The organism is Pseudomonas mandelii (assembly GCF_006438925.1).
GTDB classification, from domain to species: Bacteria; Pseudomonadota; Gammaproteobacteria; order Pseudomonadales; family Pseudomonadaceae; genus Aquipseudomonas; species Aquipseudomonas mandelii_C.
In genome coordinates, this window is sequence record NZ_RCZA01000032.1 from 1 (window position 1) to 15978 (window position 15978).

Here is a 15978-nt window from a genome sequence, read left to right on the forward strand (position 1 = left end):
GCTTGAGCCAAAGGCAAAAGCCGTTGCGCTCCCAATAGAGGATTTTTACTCGATTACGGTGGCGATTCAGAAAAACGAAAAGCACGGGATCGAACACCGCGACCTTGATATCCAATTCGACGAGGGCGGACAGGCCGTCGATGGATTTTCGGAAGTCCACGGGTTTGGGGTACAGATAAACTTTTTCGACTTTGGCGTCGGGACGCATCATGGTTGCGGGCTCCTGAAAGAGATCAAGAGCACAGCATCAGGCTTCAACTGGCGGCTTTGAATGTGGGTACGGTGGATCGCTTACGTTCGTTCGGAGCGAAATACTCGGGTGGTCTCGGTTTCGCCAGTCTCGATGCCGCTGTTGGTCAGGTTGACCAGCGAAGCCGTCAGATTGCCGCCAGTGGCGATGGTGCTGCTCTGGTTCAGCAGGTCACTCGCCTTTCAAAGAGGCCTTTCGTGGCATGAGTTGAAGATGTGTGTGGCAGTGAGGGATAAATAAATTTCCTACACCCACCTCGGAACCAGGCGCCTTGCACCGCTGGAACTATGAAGCTTATAGTCCGCCCGTCGTCCACATGGCGACCGGGTTTGGCGACCTGACTAACGAGTGCGAGAGCTGTCTGCTTATTTGCAGGCGCCTCCGCATCCGCAAAACTGTTTTTTATGGCAGTTGTGCGCGGGAGACCTTAAGGTCTGCCGGTTACTCGTTTCCGGTTCGCCAACCTGCGTACAACTGCCACCCCATTTCGTTTGGCGACGATCTGCTGGCAGTCTCAGCAAACTAAACGAGGTTTCAACTATGGATAGATACATGCCCCTCACCGGAATCGACTTGATCCCGGCTTCTCTGCTTATTGATACCCAAGCGCCACTCGACGTCCTGCAAGGGATGGCGGATTACCGCATTCGCACGGTCACTCAGGTGCTGGAGAACATCGCCTTTCGCGCAGAAATCGGCTGCGACACGGTGGTGCTTTCGGACTTTTCCAAACTGCTGGTCATACCGTTGCGTGATGGTTGTGATGTGATGGATGTGATTGGTAGACGGCTACGGGCACAGGTTGCGGAGTGAATGAAAAACGGGCGACTTATAGGTCGCTCGTTTCATATGATTCATACAAAATCTGACAGTCCAGGTTCTTCGATTTGTCGTACGAAAAATCGGGGATTACTCAGGAGATAGATTTACTTTCTGGGTCACAGGCAATAAATAAATTCGTCCCCTTTACGTTTAGTCAAACTTCCCTTTGAAGTCATCGACAGTTTTACCTTTCTCCTTCAGGAGTGACAGCACGAACGGCTCATCCACCTTCAGCAAAAAATCAATAGCATCCGTAATTTTCCAACGATGCATCGCAGGATTATCAATTATCGAAACAAGATGCTGTTTTATAAGAGGCACGTACTCAAGAAATTGTTCTCGATCAACAAAGTCAAAAACATTGGCTATTTCAAACGGCATGTGACCAGACGACATTATTATCTTGGACAACGGAGCATAAACTTGAGCTCTCGCCTCTTGCGCACGACCACTGTCAGCCGAGTTTGAAAAATACCTGATAACGGTCATCAGTACTTGATGATAGGTATCATCATAACCACGTAACCTGTGAGGGTAGGAGCCTTCAATATTTTTATAATTATCCATGCACTGCTCCAGCACAAGCAGACCTTCATGCACGCCCCAACTGGTCAGTAACTTGGCAGCCAAAAAGCGTTCCGTGTCGTCATCCGTATGAGACAACAAGGTTCTTACAGCATTGATTCTTTCCTCAGGAACATCTTCCAAATCAAGGTCTCCGGCATCAACGGCATAGTCTGCATGATCCGGCACGCTATTCAACAGATCGTAGATTTTACGTTCCATCATCGGCCTCTATTTTCCAACGGGATTAATATATGTGGATGGAACACATCCCTTGATCAGACACTCGCCATCACGCATTACGTTCCCTAACGTCTCTCTCTGCACCTTTTAAGGAGTCTTCGTTTCTCTTGCTTGGATTGTTTTCGTATCTCACACGAGCAGTATCCAATTTTGATTGCAATTCCGCGGCCACCTGTTGACTCGTCAAAAACTTGGTGTTTGGCAATACACCTGAATCGATATCTTGCTGCAACCGCTTCACGTCGATTTCGATTTGATTTGTGCCGTAGTCCTTAGGATTCGAGGTGGTGCTCGGGTCAGTTACGGAGATGTAGGGTGAATTTTCAGTAGCACTGCCACGCACATGTGTTTGAACGCTACCTGTTCCCTCTGAATTTGGAGGAACCAAGTCGCCGTTTTCATTGATGTATGCCTTTGGCTTCCCATTTCCCCCGACCGGTGACGAAAAGTCATTATCTCTGCGTACTACTGTATCACCTGGGGCTTTTGCCCCAACTTATTCGTGAGAAGCTAAATTCTTAGTCGCTTGATGCAAAGCAGTCATAAGGTCCTCAAGTTTGAAGTTCCATTTACCTCCCTCAACAGGGGGATAAATTTCTATTTCAATTGATCTTCCTGGCTCATGTGACACCTCAGCCAACTGACTCGACCCCGCCCAAATTTCGAATACACAATTCTCTCGGTCTGGGGGGCTTGTTATCACAGTAGATAAAAGATTCATGGCTTCGGCGGCTCCAATAAACCAATAAATTTTCCATTCGAATCGTAGCGAAGCCCACGGCCATCGGGGGCAATCACATCCATGACCTTCCCAAATCTACCGGTGTCTTTATAGGTTACGGTGGTCGCCGGATTGCTCAAGATCTCGTCAGCTATTTTTTGACCTTGGGCGTTGATTTCAGAAGGGCTTCCTTTAACGCTAGGAAACGCACTGCCTTCACGACTGCCGTGTTTTTGGAGTGCTCGACCAGCTAATGAAAGTTGTCCTGATTTATCGGCCGGATCAAGCAGTTTTCCTGCATTCGACAAATCATCAATGTTTTTCCCAGCGAGCGCACTACCTTTTGCACCATCAACTACAACCGCACTGTCCTTCTTAACCCCCGAAACCAGAACCGAAGCCCCAGTCCCCTCCAGGTACTTCCCTGCGCCCTTTAGTAATGCAATTTCCAGCGCTGCCTTCGCCGCTTCTGTCCCATAGTCACGAAGCGGATTCACGTCACCAGGGTAGGTAGCACTGTCAAAGGACGCGAGAACCTTACTTCCTTGAGTGTAATCGTAGGGGGCAAACAACTGCCCCGTGGCCTGCCATCCATCAACAAAGGAGGCCGCGCCACCCAACCCCGAGAACGCAGGTATAGCGCAGCCGAGCCCGGTCACACAAGCCGGAGTGGTGAGTATCGCTCCACCGAACCCGGCAGCAGCCCCTATCGCTCCGAGTACCGCCCGGCTGGCCCGCGCTGACTGTTTGAGATCCTTATCGTTGAGCAGCAGGTCGTCATTGACCTGATCCCATTTCGAGTATTCGTCAAATGCTCCAGTGGCGAACAACGCACTCTGCGCATCCTTGAAACCTTTCCCATCAGTTTCAAGCGTTTTTATCGCCTTATAGTCCGGGTCATCCACCGGTACCGAGGCGGCGCAATGAACCAAAGCACACGCAGCCGCTTTGAGCTCATAGGCCTTCTCTGGCGACTCTTTTTGTAACCCCTCAAGCGCAACGGTTTCTTTTTGATGAAGCTGACGATTGTATTCATCAGCCATCAGCGCCACCCATGAGGCTTTCTCGACGTCGCCGCCAGCCAGTCCGGCAGCCGTCAAACCGACAATCTGAGAAAACGCTTGCCGTAGCTCAGGTTGCGCATCGAAGGTGGTATTGAGTACTTCAGCCAAGGCCTGGCTGGCACCTGCTGCGATGGCACCGCTCTTGAAGTCGCCACCGGTTGCGCTGGAAACCGCGCCTCCCATTAACGCGTGCATGGCAGTGCGAGCAATACCGCCTTCAGCCCACATGGCCATGCCTGCGGTATCACCCGCGTTCTTCGCGATCTGCCAGTGTTCCTGAGCATAACCGCCGACAAAATTGAACGCAGTAGCAGCAACGACGTTCCCGACTTGAGAAACCAGTCCTTCTTTTAGGTTCTGGCTGAGGCTTCCCCCACCGATGGCTGTATTGATAGCACCCGCCGCAATGCCCTGAGCCCCAGCATGCAGGGCAAAGCCACCAATTCCCTGAAGCGTACTGAGATCAAAGCCTTTTGTGAGGTTGTTGAACGGCACTGTATGGCCGCCGAGCATGGGATCGACAACGCCTTGAGTAAAGCCAGCCGTAGCACCGGCGATAACGGCATTCTTTAGACTGTCGCTGCTGAATGTTTCTTTAAATGCGGCACCCAAATTGCCCTTGTTGTTGATCGTGCTGACTGCTGCAGTGCTAGCCATTGAGGTCAACATGCCCGCCGCGATCACGTTACCCAGTCCCGCCGCAGTCGCAGCAGTGGCAGCAGTAGTCGCTGTTGCTGCAGTGGCTACCGAAGCCGCCGCCATGGTCCCGCCGGCGGTGGCACCCATTGCCGTACTGGCAGAAGCCACCGCTGCACTGGCTGCCCCCGCCGTCAGGACAGTGACAATAATGATGATCGCCAGCATCGCACCCTGGCCCAAGCTGGAGTTGCTGTATTTAAAGGACTCGTGTGTCTCCTTGATTAGTTGCCAGTCCACATCCCCGCGTTTCTCGGCGTCTTTAAGCCACGCAAGTTGTGGATCTGCCTGCACCATTGCATCAATGGTCTGGCTAACCGTCTTCTGGTCGATCTGTTTAACATCGATCTTCAGGCCATTGACGGCCTTGATTACCAAATTGCCCTGAGCCACCAGTTGGCTTTGACGCAAAGTCTCATCCGTGTTGCCCTTCCCCTTCGCACTGGTCCAGGCGAGATCGCTGCTGCTCTTGGTATGACTTTCATCATGAAGGTCCTTCACCCCTTCAAAAACGATCGCCCCACCACTGTCCAGCGTGATGTCCTTGCCGCTGTTGAGCTTCGCCACCTGATACCGCTGATCCCCACCGCTGACCAAGGTCAGGTTGCCCCCGGTGGTGATTTCACTGCCGATGTATTTCACATCGGTCACTTCGTCGCGCTGGGTTTTCTTCGCGCCGAAGGAGCCCTTCTTCTTCATGTCATACAGCGAGTAGTCGCTGTCTTGCGCCGCCAGCAGTTCGAGCTTGTCACCCGCCACCAGGTAGGCCTCATCCCCGGCGGTGACCTTGCTTGAGATCAGCGTCAAATCCTTGCCTGCATTCAGGGCAATGCTGCCCCCCGCATTGACCGTCGTAGACACCTGACTGACATGATCCTCCTGACTGGCAACCTTCTTGCTCTTGCTGTACGAGTGCTGCTCATCCGCCGCCGAAGCCAGGGTCAAATCGCCGACAGCGCTCATGCTCACATCGCGTTTGGCGTCGATCTGACTGGCAATGACGGTGATATCCCGTCCGGCGTTGACCTTCAGGTCCTGCCCGACATCAATGTCTGAGCCATATTGGGTAATGGTCTGATCCCGATGCAGCCCCTGCTCGCCGCTGACGATCTGTTCGGCTGAAGTGAGGTTGACGTCACGACCGGCAGTGATCGTGGTATCGGCACCGCTTTTAAGCACGCCGCCAACGTTGTTGATATCGCGTCCGGCGTTGAGGGTGAGCGAGTTTCCGGCTTCGATGCGGGCGGCGTTGTCGACGAAGTCAGTGCGTTCGTTGCGATAGCCGCTGCCGCTTTCGTGAGTGGTGACGGTGCGTTCGTTGATCACGTCGCCCCGGGTGGCGGTCAGCGTGACGTCACGGCCGGCGATGATGCCGCCGGCTTTGTTGACTATGTTGTTGCCGGCCTGCAGGTCGAGGCGATTGCCGGCTTCCACCAGGCCGCTGTTGACCAGGTCGTTGGTGGCGGTGGCCGACAGGTTGTTGGAGGCGCGCAAGGTGCCGGCGTTGTTCAGGTCTTTGCCGGCGATCAGGGTTACGTCGCTGCCCTGGATCAGGGCGCCGTTGGCAGCCAGGCGGTTGTTGGCGTTGGCCAGGTACAGCACTGGCACCAGCACTTGCTCGCCGNGGCGATGATGCCGCCGGCTTTGTTGACTATGTTGTTGCCGGCCTGCAGGTCGAGGCGATTGCCGGCTTCCACCAGGCCGCTGTTGACCAGGTCGTTGGTGGCGGTGGCCGACAGGTTGTTGGAGGCGCGCAAGGTGCCGGCGTTGTTCAGGTCTTTGCCGGCGATCAGGGTTACGTCGCTGCCCTGGATCAGGGCGCCGTTGGCAGCCAGGCGGTTGTTGGCGTTGGCCAGGTACAGCACTGGCACCAGCACTTGCTCGCCGTTCACTTCGGCATTCTCCATCCAGACAATGTCGTGCGTCAGGGCCGCGACTTGCTCGGAGGTCAGGCTGACGCCGAGCGACAGGTTGAGTTCCTGCTTGCTGGCGATGGCGTTGTTCATCAGGTATCTGAACAAGCCTTCGTCGCTGGTCTGGCCATCGATGAAGCGCTGGCCGGTGCGAGCCACTACCGCTTGCTGAATCAGGCGTTGTTCATAAAGGCCATCGCCCAGGCGCTTGGCACTTTGGTCGGGGTCGTAACCCAGGTTCGACAACAGGTAATCCGAGCTCATGAATTGCTTGAGGTCGGTGAGTACCGGGTTGGTTTCGATCAGGTATTTCTGGGGTTTGGACTGGCCGCTGCTGGCCGGCACCCCTTGGACACGATTGACGGTAAAGGCTGTGGAACGACCAGGCAGTGTCGAGCCGGTTAAATTGGCCGTCGGTGTGCTGACGTCGATCGCGATTGACGGTGATGCGGGTGGAGAACTGGTTGCCCGAAGCACCGGTGCCCGTACGGGGACCACTGCCCACGTAGGTGTAGCCAGGGCGTACGACGCTGTTGTCGATGTTGTTCTGGGCGTTGATGTTGACCGCACCGGCGGCCTGGATAATGGCGGCATAGCTCTGATCGCCGATGGCCAACTGGGTGACCTGGCGGAACTCGGGCATCTCGACTTCGGTGGTGCCGATGAAGTCGGCCATTGCCGCTTCCAGGCCGGTGAGGTGGTTGGCGTCATAACCGCTGCTGGCAAACCAGTACTGCTCAGTGAAGTCGTGAGCGGGGTTGAGCCAGTCACTGGCGTCGTCGATCCGTTTGCTGCGGTACACCCGCACCGTTTCGGTATCGTTGGTCTCTACGCCGGTGTTGGTCAGGTTGTTCAGCCTAGCGGTGAGGTTGCCGCTGGTGGCGATGGTGCTGCTCTGGTTCAGCAGGTCACTCGCTTTTCAAAGAGGCCTTTCGTGGCATGAGTTGAAGATGTGTGTGGCAGTGAGGGATGAATAAATTTCCTACACCCACCTCGGAACTAGGTGCCTTGCACCGCTGGAACGATGAGGCTTATAGTCCGCCCGTCGTCCACATGGCGACCGGGTTTGGCGACCTGATTAACGAGTGCGAAAGCTGTCTGCTTATTTGCAGGCGCCTCCGCATCCGCAGAACTGCTTTTTATGGCAGTTGTGCGCGGGAGACCTTCGGGTCTGCCGGTTACTCGTTTCCGGTTCGCCAACCTGCGTACAGCTGCCACCCCATTTCGTTTGGCGACGATCTGCTGGCAGTCTCAGCAAACTAAACGAGGTTTCACCTATGGATAGATACATGCCCCTCACCGGAATCGACTTGATCCCGGCATCACTGCTCATCGATACCCAAGCGCCGCTCGACGTCCTGCAAGCAATGGCGGATTACCGCATTCGCACGGTCACTCAGGTGCTGGAGAACATCGCCTTTCGCGCAGAAATCGGCTGCGACACCGTCGTGCTATCCGACTTCTCAAAATTGCTCGCCATCCCGTTGCGTGACGGTTGTGATTTGATGGATGTGATCGGTCGGCGGTTGCGGGCGCAGGTTGCGGAGTAAATGAAAATGGGCGACCTGTAGGTCGCCCGTTTTATATGGCTCATACAAAAATCTAACAGTCTCGGCTCTTCGATTTGTCGTACGAAAAATCGGGGTTTTCTCAGGAAAAGATTTATATTCTGGGCAATAAATAAATTTGTCACCCTTACATCTATGAAGCCGTCATCAAATATCCTTAAAAAGTCCTCGACAGATACATTATCCAACTATCGAGGAGTCCGAAATAAAACAGACCATTACAAAATCCCTGTTTAATCTTCCGTACGATCACTTTAAAAATTTTTCTCTCACAAAATCCATCTCTAACTTAAGACGTTCCAAATCCTCTCCACTCACCCCGGCCTCTACTAACTCTTGCACAGCACACTTCCCATAGATATCAGCTAAAAGCTCCAACATCTCCTGTGCGTACAGGCTATCCTTTGACAGCACTAACCCACGACGGACGCCTTCAATATATATAGCAGTTTGAAGAACCGCATTCATACCTGGAGTTTCATCCCGACGCAAACTTTCCGCCTCATCTTGGACATATGCAAACGCCTGCTCAGGCCGAAACTTCCTCCCTTCAATAGCATCACTATAAAGCCTCTTAAGCAAATAAACCGCTTCATGAAAATCAAGATCAGCCTTCACATTCAATTTTCCACTGTAAATACGTTCAACTGAATTTTCGGGTATCGATCGCGGAACTGCCTAATCACATCAGTACAGCTAGGGCAAACCGACTTCTCCGATATTAGATTTATTTACCCAACAGCACTCGGATTGTCTCCTCGCCGCTGAGCGACAGTTTCAAGAATTTTGAACTCTGTATCCATTCCCGCAAATATGCCTCGGGTGTTCCAATGTATTTGGATGTAGCAGATTGTGGCCGCAGCACCCAAGACTCAATATCACCAGGTGGCTTAGGTAAAAACTCACCAATACGCTCATCGTATTGACTGAAAGATTTCATCCCCATAGCCTCGGAAGAAAGTGCATCAACCTTTACCTCTGCGAACGCTGCGTTCCTACCTAAAGGTAAATCCCGGCCCAAAATGGCAACAGCAACTGGAAACCATCGACCAGCTACCTAAGAGCCAGCAGAAATTTGTTGCGCAGATGCTGGATGTCCTGATCGCTCAGGCACAGTAAGCAGATAAAACAACACCGGCACGGGGCCGGTGTTGGTAGTAATAAAAAATCTACCAGATTTGTTTATTACTTCTCGAGCTGAAATTGATCAGGAGATAATGCCAGTTGAGCAACCGTACGCCCCTCCGCATCACAAAACTCTACCTCATACCCCTCAACTGGCAGACTATAAACTTCAATGATTGCTCCCTGCATACCAGCTCGCAGCCCTTCCCTCGGAATATCCTGAGTCAATACGACAACATCAAAAATCGAGTAAGTCATCTGACACTCCTCACTTAACATAAAGCGTCGTCATTCTAGGTATAGACGAGCCTGGATCATATATCCAGCCAGTACGAACAATTGCTGTATTACCATTTGGCCCGGTTATTGGCATATCTATGGTGATTCTCTGACCAAATTTGTCAGCGGCACCTAACTTCGCAGAATATAGCTGCGCACCTTCCTGCACTTTTGCTATCAACCCTCCGGCATTCGACTGATTGTAGCCCAAAGCCGACTCAAATACCCTTGCTTTATTGCCTCCAACTGGATGCTCCGAGTTCAATGCATAAGATGTCACTTTATTCGAGTCAATAACTGCTTTTTCTGCATTAACTAACCGACCCGATGCTTGTGTCTGAATTACGGCCTCTGAGTGAGTGTAGTTTTTCCAATTATCCGTCGGACCTGCTAATGGGGTGTGCGGCGCAGGAGTAGTTACTTCTCCTACACCTTTTGCAYCAACAGTATCACCCGACGCGAATTTCGTTGTCTAGGCGCGCAACGCCAGACGTGGCGCGGCCTGCGCGCCGGTCGGTCCAGGTCATGCGCTCTCGCTGCATAAAACCACCCCGACGCGGGTTTTCCGCCCGTAACAGCACACCCTGGACAACCTAAATCAGCCACGACAAAAAGCCCCTGGCGGTTCGGTGGCGAAGCCATCGGACAGCCAGGGGCCAACAAGCGCAGCGCGTTAGGCTTTGGGGTTCAAAGGGGTTCCCCTTTGGTACGGTCGATTGGTTACAAATGGCGAAGCTCAAACGGGGTATCGGGGCGCAGCCCTGATCAGGTTTTTGGGGAGACCGACTGCGTGCAGGCGGTGGCCACAAAACATTTCCTGTCCGGCAGTTCATTGAGATTTTCATCTGCTCCGATAGCCCCCTCAATAACCTGACCAAGCGCTTATCGCTCGACTCGTAGAGGCGGCTTTTCGGGATTCAAAGGGCACCCCTTTGGCACCGGATGTATACATCCTTGGCGTGCCTGTATTTTTCGCCGTTGATGGAGGCCGCTTCGCGGCCTGCGGGGATGTCAGGCATTTGTAGGGAGGTTGTCAGGCATTTGTCATGACTACAGATGCTTGTCAGGCACTTGTCAGGTGTTTGTCTGGCATTTGTCAGGCCTGATCGCGCTCTTCGTCTGCTTCTTCGTCCAGGGCAATTAACAGGGCTGCGACGGGGTCATCTGGCAGGGTTTCAGCCGTGGTTTCGCTAGCCGAATGTTGCCGATGTAGCCGTGCCGGATGGGTCGCGGTATGAATTTCCTTGAGCGCCCGAATACTGACCTGGGTGTAAATCTGCGTGGTGTTCAGGCTGACATGACCGAGCATGGCCTGGATGAAACGAATATCTGCGCCGTTCTCCAGCATCAGCGTGGCCATGGTGTGGCGGAACAAATGGCAACTGCCACGCTTACCGATGTTGGCTTTTTCAATATGCTCGCGCACCAGTTGCGTCAGCCGATTGGGGCTGAACACTTCGCCCTGCTGGGTCAGAAACAACGTCCCGTCGTCCTGGGCCATCGCAAACTGGGGCCGGACGTCGTCGCGGTATTTGGTGATCCAGGCCAGTGCCCGCTCGCCAATGGGAATCATCCGATCTTTTTTGCCCTTGCCCTGACGAATCATCACCGTGCCGCGCTCGTAGTCGATGGCGCTCCAGCTCAGGCCAATCAACTCCATGCGGCGCATGCCGGTGCTGTAAAGGGTTTCGAGCATCGCCCGGTCACGGATGCCGGTCGGGGTCTGCGTGTCCGGCACATTGAGGATGCGTTCGGCTTCGTCGCTGCTGAGGATGTGCTTTGGCAAGCGTTGTTCCATCCTCGGTAGATCAAGGTCAGAAGCAGGGTTGTACAAGATGCGATTGGTTTTGGTCAGCCACTTGAACCAGACTCGAATCGGCGTGATGCGCACCGTTTGGCTGCGGGCCGACAGCGCTTCGCCATCGGCTTTTCGATACAAAAAAAGATGACGCTGGTAGCGCTCTAAAATCGGTCGGGTAATTTCTTGTGGCCGGGTCAATCCTCGTTCATCACACCAGCGGATGAACGCAATCAGCAGGCTTTCACGGTTGCCCACGGTGCATTCGGAGTAGCTGCGCTCGCGCTGGTATTGCAGGAACTGTTTCATCTGAAAATACAGGCTGCCGGGATCGCCCAGCGGACCGATAATTTGTTCCGACACACGCTGCTTTTTGCTCTCGCCTTTTTTCGGCATAACCACCTCGACTTAGACGGTGCTGGACAACGCGGAGTGGTTTTTTTGTGGCGGCTGGATCAGTGGTTTTTCGTTCTGACCGACCGCTTTCGACTCAAGGCCAGAAACGGCGGGGCTTTGCGCATGGTTCAGGGTGTCCGACTGAGTACCGACCATCGCCCGACCTGAGTCCGACCGTTGCTCTGCTTGCCCCGACCGGGCGGATTTATTGTCGAGTAGGTCGGCATCGATCAGGCCCATCAAGTGCGGTTGATTACCGCTCTTGCCGTCATACGTGAGGGTGTATTCATGGGCCAGCCCCTTGCGGTGCAATAGTAGGTATTCCAGTTCGGTCAATCGGCCCAGATGGATTTTCAACTGGGTATCACCCCAGCCGGTGGCTTCGCGCACGTCCTTGCGCCCAAACCGAAACTCATTTTCTTTGAGTCCTTGCGCCTGACTTCTGGCCTCAACCCAACCCTGTAGCAACTCCAGCAAACGGCGTGTTTGCGGTGGCAGTTCGTCCAGGGTGCGGCCAAGAATGTCGTGGGCCAGCCGGTTGGCCAACACGATGTCGCCCTTCGTGACCTCGATGTAAGCCAAGGGTTTGCCGCGGTGCTCGATGTGTTTGATCGGGCGCTGATGCTGATGCAGCAAGGCAATGCAGCGAATCAACGTCAGGTATTTCATGTGGTCACGCCGGGTCCGGGTTTTGTCCGAAAGAAAGGTCAACTGATCGGCGAACGGATTGACCACCGCCACGGTTTTGATCAGCCGCTGGGCGTTCTGATGCAAACGAGTAATCGCCTGTTTTTCGGCGTCGGCCAGCAGGCCGTCGAGGGTTTGTTTTTTGCGTTGGGCGGCATGAATCGCTTCGGTCTGCTCGCGGCTTTCGTTGATGGTCAGCACCAAACAACGGTTGAGCAACTCTTCGTCCACGTCGATGGCCGTGGTGGTAAGCATCAGCATCACCGGGCCTTTGACCGTGTATTGCTTGGTGATTAAGTTGCCGGTGGCTTCGTCCTTGCCGGTGCTGGCAATGGTCAATTCGCCGTCCGATTGCAGCAGTTTTAAGGCGTAGGCCGCTTGTCGCACACCCTCCTCTTCGGCGATGGCCAGGATCTTGTGTTGCAGATCCGTTTCGCCGAGGTAAAACAGACTCTGGCCAGTCATGGCGCTGTACTGGATGCGTTCTTCTTCCGGCATCAGGTTCAGTACGGCATCCATCAGCGAGCTTTTACCCGCCGCGCTGGATGACTGAATTAAGACAGCCAACGGCTGATCCAGTTTTCGGGAAACCGCCGCCAAGTACCCGGCCAGCAGGTTGTAGGATTCACCGACGACACCGCAACGGGTCAAATCTGCCTCGATGCGCTCGATCAGATTGGGCGCACGCAACAGGTTCAACGCGGCCAGTTCATCCTCCGCGCTCAGAGTCGGGATGGGATTTTTCGGGGCCAGTGCCGCCTGGATTGTCGCTTCCTGCAAACCTTCCAGCTTGAGCAACAACTTGCCCAGGTCGCGCTTGATAATTTCTTCCGGCACGCCCAGCTCGATGCTGGCCTGTTTCAAATAGCTGTACCGGGCTTTGGCCGCATACAAATCAAAACTGTCCACGTAATAGGCCGCTTCGCGGCCCGTTACGTGCTCTTCGGCGACCTCGCGGCGCACCTGCACATTGACCCGCATTTGCTCCGGGCCGAGGTTCTTTTTCCAGCCGCGTACACGCCATCGGCGGTCGGCCACGGCCAACAACAGATCGCCCTGAGCGTTTTCGCTAAAAGTTTCCGATTCCGAAACTGGCCCCGCTACCGTCAAAGTTTCCGAATCGGAAACACCCGGCATCGGTGGCAACTCGGCGGTTGCCTGCGGCGCAGCGGCTAAAGAAAAAGAGGTTTCTGGCTCGACCAAAACCGGCGTGCCTTTGCCCTGCCACAACGCCTGCTGCAACAACTCGCCCAGTGCATGAGCCGGGTTTTCCACCTGCAAGGCGAAAGCGTTAGCGTCCATACCTTGCGGAAATAACACACGAAACACTTCGATGCCGGCAGAGCGCAATTCTTCGGCCAGTTTTTCGGCTGCTGCGTCTCCTGCCGAATCGCGGTCAAAAGCAATGATTACCCGCTGGGTGCCGTGGTGTTTCAGGGCCTGCCAATGATCTTGGGAAAAACCGTTCACGCCATAGGCGTTGATCACGTTGCGAAAGCCCGCACACCAAAAAGTCATGGCGTCGATCAGCGATTCACAGAGAATAATTTCCAGGCTGGCCAGCAACGCGGCCTCGTTCCAGACCCCGCGCAACGGCGTGGCCAAGTACAAATGCCGGGGCTGATTGTGCAGTTTGTTGTTCGGCTGCATCCGCCGTCCGTAAAGCTGCATCACTCGCCCGGATTGCTCCGGCTGGGCGCCGCTTTCCAGGCCCAGCACCGGGACGACCAGACAACCGTTTAAATGTTCATGCCCGGTGGAACGCAAAACACCCAAGGTCTGCAACTGCTGACGCACCTGGCGACCGGCCTGGGTGTGCCCGGCAGGCAAGCGGTAGGTCAGGGTTTTGTTGGCATAGCCCAGCTGGAAATACTCAATCAGCTCGGGATGGTTCAAACCGCGAGACTCCAGATAGGTCAGCGCTTCCGGCGATTGCTTGAAATTGGCGTGGTAGAACTCGACCACCGAACGCAATAGCGCGGCGTCTTCGACCTCGGACGTAGCCGCAGCAGAAGGCGAAGAGCCTGCGGCTAAAGAAGGAAGGTGTCGAGCATGACTGCGTGTCACACCGACTTTTTCCGTGTTCTCAAGTGGTGCATCGTTACGCAACAGTTGGACCGCGTGCGGCAACGACACGCCTTGCGTTTTCATCACCCAATCGAGCACCGAACCTGCGGCTCCGCAGCCAAAGCAATGATAGAGATTTTTCTCGTCGGAGACTGACAGGCTGGGAGTGCTTTCGTCATGGAACACGCAGTGCATCACCCAATCCTTGCCGCGCTTTTTCAGCTCATGACCCTGCGACTGGATCAGCCGAACCAGCGACACCTCACGTTTGAGGCGTTCCAGTTCGGCTTCGGGGATGCGGGCCATCGGGTTTTCTCCAAAAAGCTGTCAAGAGGGAAAAGCAAAAACAACTCGACGGCAATATACCACCAATAGTAGTATTTACAACAAGCAGTGGTAAAACCTGGAGTACGTTAATGGCTGTCCTATTACAGATCTCGTCGACGACAGCCATGAGCATCACCAGCGAAGAACGTGAATTTTTCATTGCCCTGGGCGAACGCATTGCCCGCCTGCGCAAAGAACACGGCATCACCCAAACCCAACTGGCTGAACGGCTGGGCGTGTCCCAGCAGACCATCCAAGCCTATGAGTCCGGTAAACGGCGTATTCAGGTAGCGGCGCTGCCTGAACTGGCCCGACTGCTTGCAACCACACTCGAAGAGCTGTTTGGTCAGCAGCAGGAAACCACTGTGCGTAAGCGTGGACCTGCTCCGAAATGGCAGCAGCAATTGGAAGCCATTGATCAACTACCCAAGAGCCAACAGAAATTTGTTGCGCAGATGCTCGATGCCTTGATCGCTCAGGCCACGACCAAAGCGAGCAGCGAGGGACGGGAGGTTTTGCAGTAAGCAGATAAAACAACACCGGCGCATGACCGGTGTAGGATGAGGATATCTATCAAATATGAGCAGAAATTCGTTTATATAAAAACTCATAAAAATCTGAAGCGTAATTAACATTCTCGCCAGACGGAAGCCGAAGACTCACGGGGCACTYACCATCTTTAAACTTCGAATAGTCAAAGAAAAAGACTTCCCCCATATCAGTTTCGCTAATCACAAGCTTTTTGCCATCTACCAGATTATTTTTTATGCCCACAATATGCTGATAGACAATATCCCCCCCATTGACACCCTCAAAGTCCACGCCATAGATACTGTAAATTTCTTCAGTACCAATCTCGCCACCCGCATACGTCTTTAAAAACCACTTGTACGACCCTGGCAGTTCAAGCCCTAGCCGCTGCTCGGCCTTCTCAATCCAGTCATCACCCACGCAATCGGCCTGACTACCAAAGCACACGATATCAGGATGCAGTGATACTAAATCCTCAATTTGATGCGTCGTAACTTGGCTCATTCTCAATTCCTAAAATCTGCAGATCGTTGCTGCCAGTACTGCACCTTCCACTTATCAAAAGCTGCCCTATCAATACCAGAAGGAATTGTATTAGGGTTAATGTGAATAGTTGCGCTATTGGTTTGGTGAAAACTTTGCGTCATTTCTGCAATAGGCCCTGACTGTGTTTGCGTCATATGGTGCAGGTTCACCGACTTGCCATCTACACCGATGGGCGCTCGACCAGAGGCCATACGCTCAGCATTACTACCTGTTATGACCTTGCCACCTTCACGCCAACTAGTTTGCAAATTAGGATCAAATAAATCATTCCGTTGATAGACCTTATTCCCACTAAACTGAATAGGATCTTTTGACCAAAAATTACGTTGCTGAGTAAAAACAGAGCCCGCCTCTGTAGCGCTCCCTATTCCTTTTGCACCA

At 53.7% G+C, this 15978-nt stretch carries 16 protein-coding genes; 4 read left to right on the plus strand and 12 right to left on the minus strand.

Going from position 1 to position 15978, the window contains the following annotated elements:
- On the minus strand, positions 1 to 211 hold a 211-nt coding region (tnpB, locus tag EAH74_RS32760), incomplete at its 3' end, for an IS66 family insertion sequence element accessory protein TnpB (protein WP_345789625.1).
- Positions 212 to 790: 579 nt separating this feature from the next.
- Here tnpB and EAH74_RS32765 point away from each other — a divergent pair.
- Positions 791 to 1063 (plus strand): hypothetical protein, encoded by a 273-nt coding sequence (locus tag EAH74_RS32765; RefSeq protein WP_140684540.1) that lies wholly within the window; start codon positions 791 to 793, stop codon positions 1061 to 1063.
- Between the two features lie 159 nt (positions 1064 to 1222).
- On the opposite strand, the gene EAH74_RS32770 is transcribed toward EAH74_RS32765, so the two are convergent.
- The 3 genes from EAH74_RS32770 to EAH74_RS32790 all read right to left on the minus strand — a co-directional run bounded on the left by EAH74_RS32770 (position 1223) and on the right by EAH74_RS32790 (position 6373).
- On the minus strand, positions 1223 to 1858 hold the full coding sequence (locus EAH74_RS32770; RefSeq protein ID WP_140684542.1) for a hypothetical protein: 636 nt from the start codon (positions 1856 to 1858) through the stop codon (positions 1223 to 1225).
- A gap of 70 nt (positions 1859 to 1928) precedes the next feature.
- Positions 1929 to 2267 carry a hypothetical protein gene (locus tag EAH74_RS33575; protein WP_240050602.1) on the minus strand — a complete coding sequence of 113 codons (339 nt, stop codon included), beginning with the start codon at positions 2265 to 2267 and terminating at the stop codon, positions 1929 to 1931.
- A gap of 329 nt (positions 2268 to 2596) precedes the next feature.
- Entirely contained in the window at positions 2597 to 6373 is a 3777-nt protein-coding gene (locus EAH74_RS32790) for a DUF637 domain-containing protein (RefSeq protein ID WP_430539822.1), read from the minus strand.
- A 273-nt stretch (positions 6374 to 6646) separates the two neighbouring features.
- Between EAH74_RS32790 and EAH74_RS32800 the strand changes: the two genes are divergently transcribed.
- Positions 6647 to 7216 carry a hypothetical protein gene (locus tag EAH74_RS32800; protein ID WP_170206658.1) on the plus strand — a complete coding sequence of 190 codons (570 nt, stop codon included), beginning with the start codon at positions 6647 to 6649 and terminating at the stop codon, positions 7214 to 7216.
- 334 nt (positions 7217 to 7550) lie between these two features.
- Entirely contained in the window at positions 7551 to 7823 is a 273-nt protein-coding gene (locus tag EAH74_RS32805; protein ID WP_140684548.1) for a hypothetical protein, read from the plus strand.
- 267 nt (positions 7824 to 8090) lie between these two features.
- Here the strand turns inward: EAH74_RS32805 and EAH74_RS32810 are convergent, their stop codons facing one another.
- The 6 genes from EAH74_RS32810 to EAH74_RS32830 all read right to left on the minus strand — a co-directional run bounded on the left by EAH74_RS32810 (position 8091) and on the right by EAH74_RS32830 (position 14499).
- Entirely contained in the window at positions 8091 to 8459 is a 369-nt protein-coding gene (locus EAH74_RS32810; RefSeq protein WP_140684550.1) for a hypothetical protein, read from the minus strand.
- Positions 8460 to 8461: 2 nt separating this feature from the next.
- Positions 8462 to 8572: a deaminase domain-containing protein gene (locus EAH74_RS34055; RefSeq protein WP_140684562.1), complete on the minus strand. Its 111-nt coding sequence runs from the start codon at positions 8570 to 8572 to the stop codon at positions 8462 to 8464.
- A gap of 454 nt (positions 8573 to 9026) precedes the next feature.
- Positions 9027 to 9224 carry a DUF4926 domain-containing protein gene (locus tag EAH74_RS32820; RefSeq protein ID WP_140684552.1) on the minus strand — a complete coding sequence of 66 codons (198 nt, stop codon included), beginning with the start codon at positions 9222 to 9224 and terminating at the stop codon, positions 9027 to 9029.
- A gap of 10 nt (positions 9225 to 9234) precedes the next feature.
- A complete protein-coding gene (locus tag EAH74_RS34060; RefSeq protein ID WP_430539823.1) occupies positions 9235 to 9588 on the minus strand; it encodes a DUF6883 domain-containing protein in 354 nt (117 codons plus the stop codon).
- 753 nt (positions 9589 to 10341) lie between these two features.
- Positions 10342 to 11406 carry a site-specific tyrosine recombinase XerC gene (xerC, locus tag EAH74_RS32825; protein WP_240050603.1) on the minus strand — a complete coding sequence of 355 codons (1065 nt, stop codon included), beginning with the start codon at positions 11404 to 11406 and terminating at the stop codon, positions 10342 to 10344.
- A gap of 45 nt (positions 11407 to 11451) precedes the next feature.
- Positions 11452 to 14499, minus strand: coding sequence for a CHC2 zinc finger domain-containing protein (locus tag EAH74_RS32830; RefSeq protein ID WP_140684556.1), 3048 nt, complete (start codon positions 14497 to 14499; stop codon positions 11452 to 11454).
- 110 nt (positions 14500 to 14609) lie between these two features.
- Between EAH74_RS32830 and EAH74_RS32835 the strand changes: the two genes are divergently transcribed.
- Positions 14610 to 15044, plus strand: a complete 435-nt coding sequence (locus EAH74_RS32835; RefSeq protein WP_140684558.1) for a helix-turn-helix domain-containing protein — start codon at positions 14610 to 14612, stop codon at positions 15042 to 15044.
- A gap of 49 nt (positions 15045 to 15093) precedes the next feature.
- On the opposite strand, the gene EAH74_RS32840 is transcribed toward EAH74_RS32835, so the two are convergent.
- Together EAH74_RS32840 and EAH74_RS32845 are read right to left on the minus strand one after the other, a co-directional pair.
- On the minus strand, positions 15094 to 15555 hold the full coding sequence (locus EAH74_RS32840) for an SMI1/KNR4 family protein (RefSeq protein ID WP_140684560.1): 462 nt from the start codon (positions 15553 to 15555) through the stop codon (positions 15094 to 15096).
- Between the two features lie 2 nt (positions 15556 to 15557).
- Positions 15558 to 15978 (minus strand): HNH/ENDO VII family nuclease (locus tag EAH74_RS32845; protein WP_193560168.1); only part of this gene is annotated, 421 nt, incomplete at its 5' end.